Below are 15610 nucleotides of genomic sequence, written 5' to 3'. Positions count from 1 at the left end.
TACAAATTAGTATGCGATCGCGTCTCTGGGAAGAGACAAGATGTCTCCGACGGTCTTCGGACGGAGACACGAGCCGCTTGAGCACGCAAAAGGGAGAGCCCGATGTCAGCTGCCGAGGGTCCGCTCGTCGTCGGCGTGGACACGTCCACGCAGTCCACCAAGGCCCTGGTCGTCGACGCGTCGACCGGAAGGGTGGTGGCGAGCGGACAGGCGTCGCACACCGTCTCCTCCGGGGCGGGGCGCGAGAGCGACCCGCGTCAGTGGTGGGACGCGCTGTGCGAGGCCCTGCACCAGTGCGGTGACGCGGCCCGCGAGGCCGCCGCCGTGTCGATCGGCGGGCAGCAGCACGGCCTCGTCACGCTGGACGCGCAGGGCGAGCCGGTACGCCCCGCCCTGCTGTGGAACGACGTGCGCTCCGCTCCGCAGGCCGCCCGGCTCATCGAGGAACTGGGCGGACCGAAGGCCTGGGCGGAGCGCACCGGCAGTGTGCCGGGCCCGTCCTTCACGGTCACGAAGTGGGCCTGGCTCGCCGAGAACGAGCCGGACTCGATCCGCGCGACCAAGGCGGTGCGCCTCCCGCACGACTACCTCACCGAGCGCCTCACGGGCCACGGCACGACCGACCGCGGCGACGCCTCCGGCACCGGCTGGTGGGCATCGGCGACCGAGGCGTACGACGAGGAGACCCTCTCGCACGTCGGTCTCGACCCCGCCCTGCTGCCGCGCGTCGTCCGGCCGGGCGAGGTCGCGGGGACCGTGCGCGACCGCCACGACCTGCCGTTCTCCAAGGGCACCCTGGTCGCCCCGGGCACCGGCGACAACGCGGCCGCCGCGCTGGGCCTCGGACTGCGTCCCGGCACCCCCGTACTGAGCCTGGGCACGTCGGGCACGGTGTACGCGGTCTCCAAGCGGCGCCCCTCCGACCCGACCGGCACCGTGGCCGGGTTCGCCGACGCGCACGGCGACTGGCTGCCGCTGGCCTGCACCCTGAACTGCACGCTCGCCGTCGACCGCGTCGCCGCCCTGCTCGGCCTCGACCGGGAGGCCGTGGAGCCCACCACCGGGGTCACACTCCTGCCCTACCTGGACGGCGAGCGCACCCCCGCGCTACCGGGCGCCTCCGGGCTCCTGTACGGCCTGCGGCACGACACCACCGGCGGTCAGCTCCTCCAGGCCGCCTACGACGGTGCCGTCCACGCGCTGCTCGGCGCGCTCGACCTGGTCCTCGACGAGGACGCGGACCGTTCGGTCCCGCTGCTGCTGATCGGCGGCGGTGCCCGGGGCAGGGCCTGGCAGGAGACCGTACGCCGGCTCTCGGGCCGTCCCGTGCAGATCCCCGAGGCCAAGGAGCTCGTCGCCCTCGGCGCGGCCGCCCAGGCGGCGGGCCTGCTGACCGGCGAGGACCCGGCCGCGGTCGCCCGGCGCTGGAACACGACCGCCGGCCCGGTGCTGGAGGCCGTGGAGCGGGACGAGACGACGATGGCGAGGATCTCCGGGGTACTCTCCGACGCGGCTCCGCTGCTGGACAGGCCGACGGAGACCGGCTGAGACGTCCGCCGCCGGGCAGGCGCACGGCGGCCCGCCGAGGTCGCCACCGCCTGCCGGGCTCGCGGAGAACCGTATCGATCACCAGAGGACTGACGGAGGCATGACCGCACCGCTGCACGACGCCCACCCGGCCGGACCGGGGCGCGCGCTGCCCGACACCCAGCAGGGCATGCGCCGCCGCAACCTGGCCCGGGTGATGCACACCGTCAGCGCCGAGGGACCGCTCTCCCGTGCCGCCGTCGCCTCACGGATCGGGCTGACCCGTGCGGCCGTCTCGACCCTCGTAGACGAGCTCATACGCTCGGGCCTGCTCGAAGAGCTCGGCCCCGAGCGGCCGGGCCGGGTGGGCCGCCCCGGGTCGGCGCTCGCCGTCAGCGCGCACGGCCCCGCAGGGATCGGCGCCGAGGTCGGCGTCGACCACCTCGCGGTCTGCGCGGTCGACCTGCGCGGCCAGGTACGGGCCCGTGCCGTACGGCACGGTGCCAACCGCGGCCGCTCCCCCGCGCCGGTGATCGAGGAGCTCACCGAGCTGATCGACCGGGTCGTCGCCGAGGCGGAGGGCGAGGGCCTGTGGCCGACGGGGCTCGCCGTGGCCGTGCCCGGCCTGGTGGCGCGCGACGGCCGTACGGTCGTGCGCGCCCCGAACCTCGACTGGCACGACACCGACCTCGGCGCCCTGCTGCCCACGGCGTACCCGCTGACCGTGGACAACGAGGCCAACTTCGGCGCCCTCGCCGAACTCTGGCTCGGCGACGGCACCCCACCCGACTTCCTGCACGTGTCGGCGGAGATCGGCATCGGTGCGGCCGTCGTCGTGGCCGGCGGTCTGCTGCGGGGGACCCGCGGCTTCGCGGGCGAACTGGGTCATGTGCCGGTGGAACCCGAGGGGCCGCAGTGCCCGTGCGGTGGGCGTGGCTGCCTGGAGCAGTACGCCGGTGAGGAGGCGGTGCTGCGTGCGGCCGGTCTGGAGCCGGGGGGCGACCGGGTCGGGCTGCTCGCGGCGCGTGCCGCCGAAGGGGACGAGGACGTACGTCGTGCCCTGCGGGACGCGGGGCGGGCGCTCGGCGTCGCGCTCACCGGGGCGGTCAATCTGCTGGACCCCGAGAACGTGGTGCTGGGCGGTGAGCTGTCCGGGCTCGCACCGTGGCTGCTGCCCTCGCTGGAGGCCGAGCTGGCCCGGCGGACCGCGGGACCGCCGTGTCCGGTGTCCGTGTCGATGCTGGGTCCCGAGGGGCCGCTGCTGGGGGCCGCTCACTCGGTGGTGCGGGCCGTCCTCGACGACCCTGCCGCTGTGGCCGAACGGGCCTGCCCCCAGGGCGACTCCGGTCCGGTCCGCTCGCCTCGTTCACCCGGCTGAGTGAGCGAGTTCTCCACAGGTCGCAGGCCGTCCACCGGAACACGCTGCGTCCTTCTGCCCAACCCGCGAGCGACGTACCGTGATGCGCGCGAGCCGCTCGAGCCGGTGCGGCATCCGCCTTCCGCGAAACGGAGCAGTGCAGCCATGAGCGACCCCCGGATCCTGACCGTGCGGCCCGAACCGGGCGAGTACGCCTGGACGTTCGGCGGTGCGCCGCCCGTGGCGCGCATCGCGCCCGGCACGGTTCTCGACCTGTACACCGAGGACTGCTTCGCCGGACGGGTGCGGTCCGAGAAGGATCTGGTCTCCGAAGTGTGCGAGTTCCCGTTCCTGAACCCTCAGACCGGTCCCTTCCACGTGGAGGGCGCCGAGCCGGGCGACACGGTCGCCGTGCACTTCGTGTCGATCGAGCCGGCCCGGGACTGGGCCGCGTCCACCACGGTCCCCCTCTTCGGGGCGCTCACCTCCACCCACACCACGGCCACCCTGCAGCCACCCCTCCCGGAGACCGTCTGGATCTGGCAGCTGGACCGGACCCGCCGCACCGCGCTGTTCCGGGCACACGACAGCGACTTCGAGGCCGAGCTGCCCATGGACCCGATGCACGGCACCGTGGGAGTGGCCCCTGCCAACCTGGAGGTCCGCTCGGCGCTGGTGCCCGACGCGCACGGCGGGAACATGGACACACCGGAGATGCGGGCCGGCGTCACCTGCTACCTCGGTGTGAACGTCGAGGGCGCGTTGCTCAGCCTCGGCGACGGACATGCCCGGCAGGGCGAGGGCGAGACCTGCGGGGTCGCCGTCGAGTGCGCGATGAACACCGTCGTGATCGTGGAGCTGCTGAAGGGGATCGCGACGCCCTGGCCACGCATCGAGTCGGACACCCACATCATCTCGACGGGGTCGGCGCGCCCGCTGGAGGACGCGTTCCGGATTTCCCAACTCGACCTGGTGCGATGGCTGGTGCGCGACTACGGGTTCAGCGAGCTGGACGCGTACCAGTTCGCGACCCAGGCCGTCGAGTCGCCGCTGGCCAATGTGTGCGACACCAACTACACGTGCGTGGCGAAGATCCGCAAGGAGTGGCTGCCCGCGCGGGAGACGCACCGTGGTGTGCACGCGCGGCTGAGGGAGACCGCGGCAACCGTCCGTCCCTGACCCGCGTCTCGGTCAACACCGCACCACCGAAAGGCGATCGTCCATGGAACGGGCAAGACCGCTGCCGAGCAGGCGACGGCTCCTGAAGGGCGCCGCCCTCACCGCCGTCCCGTACGCGCTGCTGCCGGAGGCGCGCGCCGGAGCGGACACCCACGCCGTCGACCACCCGCTCGCCGAGTGGCAGCCGGCGACGTCCGCCAACCGCACCGCGGCGAACCGCCCGACGAGCCACCCGATCGACCTCGTGATCATCCATGTGACGCAGACGAGCTACCGCAAGACCCTGGGAGTCTTCCGGAGTCCCGGGAAGCAGGTCTCCGCCCACTACGTGGTCCGTTCCCGGGACGGCAACATCGCGCAGTGCGTGCGTGAGGCCGACATCGCCTGGCACGCGGGGAACTGGGACCACAACACGCGCAGTATCGGCATCGAGCACGAAGGGTGGGTGGACCGCCCCGAATACTTCACCGACGTCCTGTACGAACAGTCGGCGCGGCTGACGGCCGGCATCTGCGCCAAGTACGCGATCCCGAAGGACCGGGCGCATGTCATCGCGCACCACGAGGTACCGGGTTCGGACCATACCGACCCCGGGCCGCACTGGGACTGGGAGCGCTATATGGGGCTGGTCGAGCGCGCCGGGCAGTGATGTCGTTCGGGTGACGCCGGTCGAAACGGTTGTCCGCGCGCGTACCGGGAGTGACGATGTCTCCAGCCGCATCGCCTTTCGGGGAGGCCGAGTTGACCGATCCGTGGGTGGCCCTGGAGCCGGGGGCCGACCCCGCCGAGCATGCGCGGATGCTGCGCCGCGCGCACGAGACGTTCACCGAGGCGGGTACCGTGCCGCGGCCGGTGCGCCCGGTGGTGGCGGACTCGTGGCGGCGTTCCGCGCGGGCCGGTGTCGGGCCCGACGGGAGCGCGAGCGTCGAGCTCATGGACGGCGACCTCGGCGTCTATCGGGCGGAGCATCCGCTGGCCCGGGTGATGCCGCTCTTCCGTGAACTGCTGGGCACGTTCGCGGCCGACGGGGAGCATCTGCTCGCGGTGTGCGACGCGCACGGCAGGCTGCTGTGGGTCGAGGGGCATGCGTCGACCCGGCGGCAGGCGGGGCTGATGAACTTCGTGCCGGGGGCGCGATGGGCGGAGACCGCGGTCGGGACCAACGCGCCGGGGACGGCGGTCGCCCTCGACCGGCCGGTGCAGGTGTTCGCCGCCGAGCACTTCATCCGGCGGGTGCAGCCGTGGACCTGCGCGGCGGCTCCGGTGCACGATCCCCGGACCGGGCGGGTGCTGGGTGCCGTGGACATCACCGGCGGGGACGGGCTCGCGCATCCGCACAGTCTGGGCTTCGTCCAGGCGGTCGCACGGGCCGCGGAGTCCCATCTGGCACTGCTCGCCCCGGAGATGCCCGCGGCCGACCTGACCGAGCTGACCGCGCTGGGCCGTGACGAGGCCCAACTGCTCACCGGCGGCCGCCGGATCAGGCTCAGCCGCCGGCACAGCGAGATCATGGTGCTGCTGTCCCGCCATCCGGAGGGGCTGACCGGCGACGAGCTGCTGTGCGCGCTGTACGAGGACGAGTCGGTGACGCCGGTGACACTGCGCGCCGAACTGGCCAGGCTGCGCAGGGTGCTCGGCCCCGGCCTGCTGGCCTCGCGCCCCTACCGGCTCACCGTGCCGGTCGAGTCCGATGTCTCCGTCGTGGAACGGCGACTGGAGACCGGTGCGGTCACGGCCGCGGCGACGGCGTACTCCGGTCCGCTGCTGCCCGCTTCCCAGGCCCCGTCGGTGGTGCGCTTCAGGCACCGTCTCGCCGACGGCCTCCGTACGGCGCTGGTCGCCCGCCGCGACCCCGACCTGCTGGCGGACTGGGCGCACACGCCGTGGGGCGAGGACGACTTCGAGGTGTGGCGGGCCCTGGCGGCGGCCCGTCCGACGGCGGCGGTGCGCTCGCGCCTGGCGGCCCTGGAGGCGGAGCTGTCGACACCGGGCGTACGGCGCCGGGGAGTCGCGGCACCGTAGGCGCGCCTCCCCGGCCACTGCCCACCGCCCCTGCCCCCTGCCGCCTGCCCCTGAGGCCGACGGCAACGTAGTTGCAACGTCCCCATCCCTAGCCTCGCGCAGAGAGCTGCCCAACGGCGGGCAGCGCTGCTGCAGGGAGGCAGACCAGCATGACCCGTTACGCGGCGCCCGGCACCGAGGGCGCGATCGTCTCCTACCAGGCGCGCTACGACCACTTCATCGGCGGCGAGTACGTACCGCCGGCCCGTGGGCAGTACTTCGAGAACCCCTCACCGGTCAACGGGCAGCCGTTCACCGAGGTCGCGCGCGGCACGGCGGAGGACGTGGAGCGGGCGCTCGACGCGGCACACGCGGCCGCCCCGGCGTGGGGCCGTACGTCGGTGACCGAGCGCTCCGACATCCTGCTGAAGATCGCCGACCGCATGGAGGCGTATCTCGAGCCGCTGGCCGTCGCGGAGAGCTGGGAGAACGGCAAGCCGGTGCGCGAGACGCTGGCGGCCGACATCCCCCTCGCCATCGACCACTTCCGCTACTTCGCGGGGGCGATCCGCGCACAGGAGGGCTCGCTCGGCGAGGTCGACGACGACACGGTGGCGTACCACTTCCACGAACCGCTCGGCGTGGTCGCGCAGATCATCCCGTGGAACTTCCCGATCCTGATGGCGGTGTGGAAGCTCGCCCCCGCCCTCGCCGCGGGCAACGCGGTCGTCATCAAGCCGGCCGAACAGACCCCGGCGTCCATCCACTACTGGATGAGCCTGATCGCCGACCTGCTGCCGCCGGGCGTGGTCAACATCGTCAACGGCTTCGGCGTGGAGGCGGGCAAGCCGCTCGCCTCCAGCGCGCGGGTCGCGAAGGTCGCTTTCACCGGCGAGACCACGACGGGGCGGCTGATCATGCAGTACGCCTCGGAGAACATCAAGCCGGTCACACTCGAACTCGGCGGCAAGTCGCCCAACATCTTCTTCGACGACGTATGGGCGCACGACGACGACTTCCGCGACAAGGCCCTCGAAGGCTTCACCATGTTCGCCCTCAACCAGGGCGAGGTGTGCACCTGCCCGTCCCGGGCCCTGGTCCAGCGCGGCCACTACGCCGAGTTCCTTCAGGCGGCGGTCGCCCGCACCGAACTGATCAAGCCGGGCCACCCTCTGGACACCGACACGATGATCGGCGCCCAGGCCTCCAACGACCAGCTCGAGAAGATCCTCTCCTACCTCGACATCGGCCGGCAGGAAGGCGCGAAGATCCTCACGGGCGGTCAACGCATCGAGTACGACGGTGAGTTGAAGGGCGGCTACTACGTCCAGCCGACCATCTTCGAGGGTGACAACCGGATGCGGATCTTCCAGGAGGAGATCTTCGGACCGGTCGTCTCCGTGGCCTCCTTCGACGACTTCGACGACGCCATCAAAATCGCGAACGACACCCTGTACGGCCTCGGAGCAGGCGTCTGGACCCGCGACATCAACACCGCCTACCGCGCCGGCCGCGCCATCCAGGCAGGCCGCGTCTGGACCAACTGCTACCACGCCTACCCGGCACACGCCGCCTTCGGCGGCTACAAGCAGTCCGGGATCGGCCGCGAGACACACAAGATGATGCTGGAGCACTACCAGCAGACGAAGAACCTTCTCGTTTCCTACAGCCCGAAGAAACTTGGGTTCTTCTAGTGCCTCGAGTCGGTTGCCTGGAGGCATCGTTGCGCTCCAGGCAACCCGACACGAAGGACACCTTGTGGTCTCCGTCGGCTCGGTCACAGCACGACACGGAACAGGTTCCCGGACGGGTCGACCACGGCGTCGAGACGGAGCCCCACACGCAGGGCGGGATGCTGCGAGCGCTTCCAGGTGGCCTCGAACGTCCGGAAGTCCGGCCCGCTGACCCGCAGGACGACCACGGCACCGCCGTCGTCCCCGGTGTCCCATTCGGTGAGCTCGGTGATCTCCGCGGTCGCCGGAACCCCGAAGGCGTCGAGCCGCCGGTTGTACCTCCGTTCGGCGGCGACGGTGAGCCCCAGCGCGAAGCCCAGGGGAACGAGGACCGCCGTGCACACGATTCCGGTGATCATCAGGCCCTGACCGGCGAAGACGCCGAGGACCATCAGGAACGGTCCCAACAGCCCGAGCGCCACGAGAAAGAGGTACATCCAGGCGGCCGCCCAGGGACCGACCTTCGACACCTGTGTCGGCGCGGGGCCGTTCTCCCCGTCGGTCACGTCAGAGTCGCGGTCTCTCGGCCACGCCCCGCGCCGGCTGCGCCGCGAAGGCGCGCAGGGCGTCGAGGCGCTCCGGGTCGTAGGGGAAGATGTGGCGGCGTACTCCCGGGTGCCCGGTGATGATCTCCATCCTGGGCTTGCGGCCGGTGCCGAACTCCAAACGGGGTTCCTGCCAGATGTGCATGCGTTGCGCGACGCCGAAGGCGAACAGCTCCAGCACCCGGCCGTCGAAGGAGAGCAGGGTGGTGTCGGTCGCCAGCACCTCGCTCGGCGGTGTCGTCACGGCGTCTCTCCGTCTCCCGCGTAGAGGTAACCGCCGGGGTTGGCGGGGTCCGCGATCAGTAGTACCTGATCACCGGCGCGGGGGATGCGCAGTTTCGAAACGATGGTCTGGAGCGTGAACGGGTCGGCGGTGACCCCGGTCGGCTGGAGGACCAGGTCGACGACCGGGTCGTAGTTGACCAGCTTGCCGGTGTCGCTGATCGACACGACGACGGCGGGGGTCGTCGGTACGCCCATGGCGAGCAGCTGCCGCACCGTGGTACCGGAGCGGTACGCGCCGAGCGACTGCTGGAGCTTGGCGTAGTCCTCGCCGCCGAGCGTCGCGCGCGTCATACGGCCGTAGAAACCCTTGCCGCCGGCCACCTGCTCCGCGATCTTGGCGGCCTTCTCCTCGCGGCTCCTGCCCTTGCCGAAGATTCCCATGCTGTGCCTGCCCTTCCGGTCCGTTCTGCCTGGTGGTGTGGACGTTAGGAGGCGGGCGGCACCTACCGATCCCAGGTTCGACCACCAGTTCCCCCAGGACGTACGCTCTGCCCATGCCGATCCCGAGCCGGCCGTCGACCGGCGAGCGCCGTCCGCGCGCCATGGTCATCGACACGGCTTGGCGCGGCCTCGGGCCGGGTCCCCAGGCGCTGAGCGGGCCCGGTGGCGCGCCGCTGACCCGGACGGTCAAGCTGATCGTGCTGCCGCTGATCGTCCGGCCCGCGCTGCGTCCGGAGCTCGCCGCCGACTTCCTCGACGCGCGGGAGGCGGAGCGACTCGAGGCGCTGATACGGGAGTCCGGTGCGGTTCTGGAAGCGACGGCACGGTGGTTCACGCTGCTGAAGAAGACCCGCCGGGCACTGGGGATCGTGGCGGGCAACCCGCAGGACCTGTATTTCCAGCGGTGCTTCGAGCTGGCGACCGAGCACGGGGCACCGGGGCCCGGCGCGGGCGCGGTGGCGAGGGTGGTACTCGAAGACGTCGTGGACGCTTCCGGCGGACGGACGGTGGAAGCACTGAGGGAGCATCTGGCGGACGCCGCCCGGCGCGCCCGGCTCGACGCCGAGCTGGCAGCGGCGTGGGACGGACGCGAGGCGGTGCCGGGCTCCGCCGATACGGGCCTGGCGGCCGAGGTTCTCGAGACCTGCGGTGCGGCGGGGGCCGATTCACCGGCCTTCGCCGCCATGGTCCGGGCCGGGCACGGCGGTCTGCTCGGGCGTGCCCTGTGGGCGGCGCACCCGGCCGACGTCTGGGACCGCGCCGACGTACCCCCGCACCTCGGACTGACCGCGCACCGCGTGCCCCCGCGCCCCGAGGTCGGCCGGAGCGCCTCGACCGCCACGCTCCCCGCGCCGTTCGACCGCACGCTCTTCGAACGGCTCTTCACCGTGCTCCAGGTGTCGACCCACCGCGAGCAGCTGCCGACCGTGCCGGAGCTCGTCCGGCGGGAGGTCGCCCGCAGCTGCGCCCCACTCGGCCTGTACGACGAGAGTCTCCGCGTGACCGTCGTGCTCGGCGGCCGGCTCGCGGTGGGCCTCGATCCGCTGGGCGCCGGGACCTCCGTGGCGGGGTCGACGGCGGCACACCGCATCGTCAACAGCCGCTGGCAGCGGGAGGCTTCGGTCCTCCGAGCCCGCAGGATGACCGTCTCCCCCACCGCCGACCCGGACGGCGGTGTGCTGAACGCCCTCGCCCAGGACCTGCGCACCCCGTGGGCCGCGTACATGCGGCGCCTCTGGGTACGGCTGCACGGGCGCGACGTCCGCGACGCGGCACTGCCCGACGCGGCATCGGCCTGGGGCGTGCTCGACGGGGTCGCCCGCTCGGTGATGATGGACCACCGCGCACGAGTCCGTACGGCACTGCGCACCCTGTCGGTGGCCGCCGAGCCCACCGCCGAGCCGAGGAGCGCGTGATGCCCGAACGGCGCTGTGCCGTCACGCGAGCCGAGGACCGCACCGTACGCATCGCGGGACCCTCCGCCGGTCCCCCCTTCACCCTGGCCGTTCTCGACGTCGCGGGCGCCGTCCTGACCTGGCCCGTCCTCGGCCCGACAGGTCTGCCGGCAGCGGAGATCCACGACGTGGGGCAGGCCCAGCAGTGGCTGTGGGCGGTCTACGGCGAGCGTGCGGCCGCCGCTGTCGACGCCGTCGCGTCGGGAGGCCCGGCCGCCGAGCTGACGCTGCCCGAGCAGCCGACCGCCCTCGCCGAGGCTGCCGCTCGCCTGGCCCTCGGGCACTGGGCGGCCCGCTGGTGGCCGACGTCGTATCTGGACGGGATTCCCGCACTCGAACCGGACCTGCTGGGGCTGGAGCTGGCCGCACTGATCCACGAATGCCAGCAACTCCTCGACGAGTCAGGGGAGTTGGAGGGTGCCGATCTGCTGGAGGAGCACCTGGCCGCGCTCGACCCGCTGATCCGTTGGCGGCAGTCGGCGGCCCCGCCTCGCCAACTGGACCGTGTCCTACGGCTGATCGACGAGGCGGCCGACAACGCCGGACTGGACGGGGAGGCACTACGGCGTCTCCGGTCGGCCCTGGAACAGGACCACAGGCCGACCGCCACACCGCTCGACCTCGCCGAACTCTGCGTATGGCAGCAGGAGTTCGCCCTCGCGGCAGGTAGTCTCCGCACCGCGACCGACCGCGTGATCGCCCGGGGCTCGGGGACCAACGACTGGTGCCGCTATCCTCCCGGCTTCGTCGACGCGGCCGAGGACGCCGTGTCCTGGACGGCGTACGCGCTCGGCGCCGGGCGGCGGATCGAGGTCGAGGTCGTCGCCGACGTCGCGGCACCCGCCACAGGGGTGCGCCTAGCGGCGGAGGTCCACGTGGACGGCGGCCCGCCGAACCGCGTTCCGCTGGCCAGGCGGGACGACGTGTGGACCGGCCTGGCGGACCTGGACATCCCGGCCTCGACGACACCGGGCATCGAAGTCGGCATCCTACTGCCGGGGTTCGACCCGGGACCGGGCGACGCCGATGACCGTGCGGCACGTGAGGCGGTTCGAGCCCTGGCCCGGCACCGGCTCGGCGTCGCGGCAGCACCGCACGACGGCGAGGCCGCACACCCGGAGCCGTTTCTCGCCGAGGTCGTGGCCGCCGCTGCCGTGGAGGAGGACTTCTAGCCCATGACGGAAGAGCCGGAAGAGCCTCAAGACCCGGAAGACACAGCGGAACAGGAAGAGCAGGCGACGCGGCTCAGCTACGGCGAGCCCTTCGACAGCGGCTTCGCACTCGCCGAACACCATCAACTCACCCCGGACCTCCCGGCAGCGCTGGCCGTCTACGACGAACTCCTCGCCATGGCGGAGTCGTTCGAGGACTCCCCCGACGTACAGCTCCTGCGCGGGCACCTGCTGTCCAACATCGGCACAGTCCAGCTCGCGGCCACGGATCTGCCCGGAGCGGCCCTGTCCATCGGGCAGTCCCTCGACCTGGTGCGGGGCATCGCGTCCGTGCCGATGGGACCGAACGGCCGCCGGCTGTGGCTGGAAGTCCTCCTGAAGACGCTGCTGGCCAGGGTCGAACTGCTGCGCAGGACCGGGCGGTTCGACGAGGCGCAGGAGGCGATGGACGAGGCGACGGCCCTGTTGTCGGAGTTCGACGACCTCGAAGGGCTGCGCACCGCCGAGATCGGCCTGAGCCGGGTGCATCTGCTGATGGACCGCAGCGCGTGGGGCGCGGCCGAGGAACTGGCCTGCGCACTGCTGGCCGACGCGCCGCTCGCCGAGCCGTATCTGCTGGACTGCCTGGGGGTCGTCTGCGCCTCGACCGTGCGGTTCGCGCAGGCGGAGGACTACTTCGCCCGCGCGGAGGAGGCCTATCTGACACTGGGCCACCACGCGGGGCGCCAGCAGGTGCTCTCCCACCGGGCGTACGCGGCGCTGCGGGCCGGCGACCTCGACCGCGCGGAGGAGTTGTACGCGGAGGCCGCCGAGATCTTCGAACGGCAGGGCCAGGCCGAGGACCTGGCGGTCTGCGAACAGGCCCGTGCCGCCATCGCCGCCCACCGCGGGGACGCGGCCGGCGCCGCCGCTCTGACGGCGTCCGGCCTGGCCCGCTTCCAGCAGGTCGGTGCCGCGATCGCCGCAGCCGACACCATGCTGTTGGGCGCCCGGCACGCGTACGAGCGGGGCGACATCGACGAGATGAAGCGGCTCGCCCAGGGCGCGCGGGACGTGTACCAGGAGCGCGGGGTGTACGAGCGGTGCGCCCAGGTGGACCTCATGCTCGCGCGAACCCTCGAGGACAACCTGAACCGGACCGACCACGGCGTCCACGAACGCACCTCACTCGCCAACGCTCTCTCCCTCGCCCTGCCCGCCGCCCTGACGCTGGAGGCGGCCCGCTACGACTTCGCCACCGCCCACGCCCGCAGCCAGTGGCTCCAACTGGCCGACGAGGCCATGCAGTTGGTCTTCCGCCTGGCTCTCCGCAGCAACGACCAGGGGCTGATCTTCGAGCTGGTGGAACACCGGTGCGCGGGCGCCTCCCTGGCGCTGAGCCGTACGTCCACCGCCGACAGGGCGGCGGCGGTCTTCCCGGACGCCGCCATGAAGACGTACGCCCCCGATGACGGCGCTCCCCTGACGTTGGGCGGCATCGCGGCCGAGGCCGCCGTCTCCGTCGGCCTGCGGGTCGCACCGCCACCGAAGATCGTGATGTCGGCGGAGGCGGGCGGCCGTACCGCGCTCCAGGAGTACGTCCAGGCAGCCGAGTTCCGCTATCACCGGCGGATCGTGAGCGAGGAAGAGGTGCCGTTCTGTCCGCCGACGATCTGACCGACGCGAACCGTCCGGTGGTCCAGGTCCGCCTCGCCGACGCCGGTGACCTGCACATGACCTGGACGTGGGCCCGTGGTGCCCAGGGCTTCGGCACCGGGTACACCCCGGGTCCGGACGTGGACGAGGCCGTCCGCGCACTGGCCGCCGAACTGCCGGGCGGCGGTGCGGAAGGCATGCGGCGCGTGTTCGAGTCCGGCGCGCTGGCCACGTACGAGGAGGAGCGCCGTCTCTCCCGCATGCTGGCCGAGGTGCTGTGGCCGCCGGGCCTGACCGACCAGATCCGCCAGGTCTCCGCCCACCTGGGCCGTCCGCTGATGCGGCTCCAGCCGTCGCCCCGGGTCGCCCAGGTCCCGTGGGAGCTGCTCGCCGTGGACGGCGACGGTGACGACAGCGACGTACGGCTGATCGACCTCGTGGACATCGCCACCACGGCACCGGCATCGCTACGACGGGCAGGTACCACCCCGACCGATCAGAACCCGGACTCGGACTCGGACGCCGTGGTTCTCGTCCTGGACCCCCGCGTCCCCGGCTTCCGCGCCGACTCCCCGCTCGGCTCGGTCCTGGGGCAGCCCGGCTCGGACCCGGCGCTGCTGTCCCTCGTCCAGCGAAGGCTCGACGCGGGCACCGTCGTACCGTCCGTCGCCACCCCCGCCGAGGCCTTCCGCCGCACCGACCTCGACCGCGACCGGTTGGGCGAGGCGCTGCGCAAGGGTGCCCGTCGCCTGTTGTACGTCGGTCACGTCAGCGGCGCCCCCGTCGAGGGCGGGCAGAGCGAGGACGTCACCCTCCACCTGTGCTGCGGCCCGGAGACCACGGGGATGACCGAACCGATGCGCACCCACCGCCCGTTGTCCGCCAAGGACCTTCTCCTGGGCACGCTCCCGCTGCGCGCGGACGGCGTGCCGGGTGCTCAACTCTGGCCCGCACCGCCGCGCGTCGCGCTGATCGCCTGCGAGAGCGGCGGCGATCTCCGCTTCGCCGAGTCCTTCGGCCTGGCGACGGCGATGATCCACAACGGCGCCCAACTGGTCACCGCCACCCGCTGGGTGCTCCCCACCAGCTTCGCCTTCCACCGCCTGGCCGGTCTGCCGGAGTCCGTACGGCCGCTCACGGAGGCCGTGGTCGCCGTGGACGCGGCCCACGAGGACCACGACCCGGTCCGCCATCTCGGCACCTGGCAGCGACAGCAGCTCGACCGGTGGCGCGCCGACGGCCGGATCGAGCACTCGCCCCTCCTCTGGGCGGCCCTGACCTGCATCGTCAGGTGAGGGGCCAGGGGTGGTGGAGGCAGTAACCGCCCAGTCCGACCAAGGCGATCCCGGTGGCCAGCAGGGTGGCTACGAACCTGATGTGGGACGTGCGCTCACGGCGTTCGTGATCGGGGTCGGCGGTGAGGAGGGACGGGTCGGCGGGCGCGTAACGGAGGGGGATGTCACGGCCGAGGGACCTGGCGATGTTCCGGATGCCCTGCGTGCACAGCGCGGTGACCTCGACGCCCTCGTGGGTGGTGAAGGCGACGACGGAAGCGTGGCTGACGCTCTCACCGCCTTCGGCGTCGGAGTGGACGTCCCTGGTGACGGCGACCACGCGGCCCTGGACGGTCACGCCCGCGGCCAGTTGAGCGGCGCGGGCGCGGGCGTACTCGCCGTCCCGGCTCAGCGCGACGACGAGGAGCAGCAGGCCACCGACGCAGATCAGCCCCCACTGCCAGCCCCACACGAAGAACGACTGCACGACCAGTCCCAACACCAGCAGGATCACCATGCAGTTCGGCCCGCCGACCCCGGAGGTCCGCCCCTCGCTGTCCAGCATGAGATAGAACCGCTCCGGCCGCCGCCGTGGGAACCGGACCGGGAACTCCTGCCCCACCCAGGCCACCAGCACCCGGTCACCACGCTTGTTCTCGTGCCGCAGCCTGAACTCCCGCCCGGTGCCCGGGTCCTGGTACACGATCGTCACCGGTATCCCGTGCTGCCCCGACTCACCGTGTCCCGGCGGATGCACCTCCACGACCCGAGCCGTCACCCACACCGCCCGCTGCGGCCGGGTCAGCCCGGCCAGCGAACACGCGTAACCCACGATCGCCAGCCCCGCGGGCACCGTCCACCACAGTCCGAGCATCTTCTGCAGGTCCATGCGGCGAGGCTCTCGCTGCCGGGACTCCTACCGATCCCAGGTTCGGGTGGGGCCGGCCATCCCTTTCGAGCCTGCTCGTCAGCTACTCGCCGAAGAAGCCGGGTCTATTGCAGAGGCC

At 72.4% G+C, this 15610-nt stretch carries 14 protein-coding genes; 10 read left to right on the top strand and 4 right to left on the bottom strand.

Features of this window, described 5'->3' with window-relative positions; translation table 11 throughout:
* Positions 1 to 102: 102 nt before the first annotated feature.
* The 6 genes from xylB (at position 103) to exaC (ending at position 7758) form a co-directional block, all read left to right on the top strand.
* Positions 103 to 1548, top strand: a complete 1446-nt coding sequence (gene xylB, locus ACWD3I_RS14720; RefSeq protein ID WP_365396428.1) for a xylulokinase — start codon at positions 103 to 105, stop codon at positions 1546 to 1548.
* A 100-nt stretch (positions 1549 to 1648) separates the two neighbouring features.
* Complete coding sequence (locus tag ACWD3I_RS14715; protein ID WP_365396431.1) at positions 1649 to 2905, top strand: ROK family transcriptional regulator; 1257 nt, start codon at positions 1649 to 1651, stop codon at positions 2903 to 2905.
* A 144-nt stretch (positions 2906 to 3049) separates the two neighbouring features.
* A complete protein-coding gene (locus tag ACWD3I_RS14710) occupies positions 3050 to 4063 on the top strand; it encodes an acetamidase/formamidase family protein (RefSeq protein ID WP_365396434.1) in 1014 nt (337 codons plus the stop codon).
* Positions 4064 to 4106: 43 nt separating this feature from the next.
* Entirely contained in the window at positions 4107 to 4712 is a 606-nt protein-coding gene (locus ACWD3I_RS14705; RefSeq protein ID WP_365396437.1) for an N-acetylmuramoyl-L-alanine amidase, read from the top strand.
* Positions 4713 to 4768: 56 nt separating this feature from the next.
* On the top strand, positions 4769 to 6085 hold the full coding sequence (locus ACWD3I_RS14700) for a GAF domain-containing protein (RefSeq protein ID WP_365396440.1): 1317 nt from the start codon (positions 4769 to 4771) through the stop codon (positions 6083 to 6085).
* A gap of 149 nt (positions 6086 to 6234) precedes the next feature.
* A complete protein-coding gene (exaC, locus tag ACWD3I_RS14695; RefSeq protein WP_365396443.1) occupies positions 6235 to 7758 on the top strand; it encodes an acetaldehyde dehydrogenase ExaC in 1524 nt (507 codons plus the stop codon).
* 83 nt (positions 7759 to 7841) lie between these two features.
* Here the strand turns inward: exaC and ACWD3I_RS14690 are convergent, their stop codons facing one another.
* Genes ACWD3I_RS14690 through ACWD3I_RS14680 form a run of 3 tightly spaced genes read right to left on the bottom strand, consistent with a single transcriptional unit; the run spans position 7842 to position 9008 of the window.
* Positions 7842 to 8303, bottom strand: a complete 462-nt coding sequence (locus ACWD3I_RS14690) for a hypothetical protein (RefSeq protein ID WP_365396446.1) — start codon at positions 8301 to 8303, stop codon at positions 7842 to 7844.
* Between the two features lies 1 nt (position 8304).
* Positions 8305 to 8586, bottom strand: coding sequence for a hypothetical protein (locus tag ACWD3I_RS14685; RefSeq protein WP_365396449.1), 282 nt, complete (start codon positions 8584 to 8586; stop codon positions 8305 to 8307).
* Positions 8583 to 9008 (bottom strand): hypothetical protein, encoded by a 426-nt coding sequence (locus tag ACWD3I_RS14680; protein ID WP_365396452.1) that lies wholly within the window; start codon positions 9006 to 9008, stop codon positions 8583 to 8585. The genes ACWD3I_RS14685 and ACWD3I_RS14680 overlap by 4 nt, the downstream gene beginning before the upstream one ends.
* A gap of 113 nt (positions 9009 to 9121) precedes the next feature.
* Between ACWD3I_RS14680 and ACWD3I_RS14675 the strand changes: the two genes are divergently transcribed.
* The 4 genes from ACWD3I_RS14675 to ACWD3I_RS14660 are packed head-to-tail and all read left to right on the top strand — an operon-like array spanning position 9122 to position 14624.
* Positions 9122 to 10483 (top strand): hypothetical protein, encoded by a 1362-nt coding sequence (locus ACWD3I_RS14675; protein ID WP_365396455.1) that lies wholly within the window; start codon positions 9122 to 9124, stop codon positions 10481 to 10483.
* Complete coding sequence (locus tag ACWD3I_RS14670; protein ID WP_365396458.1) at positions 10483 to 11694, top strand: hypothetical protein; 1212 nt, start codon at positions 10483 to 10485, stop codon at positions 11692 to 11694. The genes ACWD3I_RS14675 and ACWD3I_RS14670 overlap by 1 nt, the downstream gene beginning before the upstream one ends.
* A gap of 3 nt (positions 11695 to 11697) precedes the next feature.
* Positions 11698 to 13350, top strand: a complete 1653-nt coding sequence (locus ACWD3I_RS14665; RefSeq protein WP_365396461.1) for a hypothetical protein — start codon at positions 11698 to 11700, stop codon at positions 13348 to 13350.
* A gap of 17 nt (positions 13351 to 13367) precedes the next feature.
* Complete coding sequence (locus ACWD3I_RS14660) at positions 13368 to 14624, top strand: CHAT domain-containing protein (RefSeq protein ID WP_365396464.1); 1257 nt, start codon at positions 13368 to 13370, stop codon at positions 14622 to 14624.
* On the opposite strand, the gene ACWD3I_RS14655 is transcribed toward ACWD3I_RS14660, so the two are convergent.
* The gene (locus ACWD3I_RS14655; RefSeq protein WP_365396467.1) at positions 14617 to 15492 is read right to left on the bottom strand and encodes a DUF3592 domain-containing protein; all 876 of its coding nucleotides are present in this window, start codon (positions 15490 to 15492) and stop codon (positions 14617 to 14619) included. The genes ACWD3I_RS14660 and ACWD3I_RS14655 overlap by 8 nt on opposite strands.
* Positions 15493 to 15610: the final 118 nt, after the last annotated feature.

The organism is Streptomyces sp. NPDC002817, assembly GCF_053592055.1.
The sequence above is the reverse complement of the archived record's forward strand: the minus strand, read 5'-3'. Positions and strand labels throughout refer to the sequence as shown.

What these genes read in the sequence shown, in the direction of transcription:
- xylB (WP_365396428.1), top strand. Translation starts at nt 103, where the DNA reads ATGTCAGCTGCCGAGGGTCCGCTCGTCGTCGGCGTGGACACGTCCACG.
- ACWD3I_RS14715 (WP_365396431.1), top strand. Translation starts at nt 1,649, where the DNA reads ATGACCGCACCGCTGCACGACGCCCACCCGGCCGGACCGGGGCGCGCG.
- ACWD3I_RS14710 (WP_365396434.1), top strand. Translation starts at nt 3,050, where the DNA reads ATGAGCGACCCCCGGATCCTGACCGTGCGGCCCGAACCGGGCGAGTAC.
- ACWD3I_RS14705 (WP_365396437.1), top strand. Translation starts at nt 4,107, where the DNA reads ATGGAACGGGCAAGACCGCTGCCGAGCAGGCGACGGCTCCTGAAGGGC.
- ACWD3I_RS14700 (WP_365396440.1), top strand. Translation starts at nt 4,769, where the DNA reads ATGTCTCCAGCCGCATCGCCTTTCGGGGAGGCCGAGTTGACCGATCCG.
- exaC (WP_365396443.1), top strand. Translation starts at nt 6,235, where the DNA reads ATGACCCGTTACGCGGCGCCCGGCACCGAGGGCGCGATCGTCTCCTAC.
- ACWD3I_RS14680 (WP_365396452.1), bottom strand. Translation starts at nt 9,008, where the DNA reads ATGGGAATCTTCGGCAAGGGCAGGAGCCGCGAGGAGAAGGCCGCCAAG.
- ACWD3I_RS14675 (WP_365396455.1), top strand. Translation starts at nt 9,122, where the DNA reads ATGCCGATCCCGAGCCGGCCGTCGACCGGCGAGCGCCGTCCGCGCGCC.
- ACWD3I_RS14670 (WP_365396458.1), top strand. Translation starts at nt 10,483, where the DNA reads ATGCCCGAACGGCGCTGTGCCGTCACGCGAGCCGAGGACCGCACCGTA.
- ACWD3I_RS14665 (WP_365396461.1), top strand. Translation starts at nt 11,698, where the DNA reads ATGACGGAAGAGCCGGAAGAGCCTCAAGACCCGGAAGACACAGCGGAA.
- ACWD3I_RS14655 (WP_365396467.1), bottom strand. Translation starts at nt 15,492, where the DNA reads ATGGACCTGCAGAAGATGCTCGGACTGTGGTGGACGGTGCCCGCGGGG.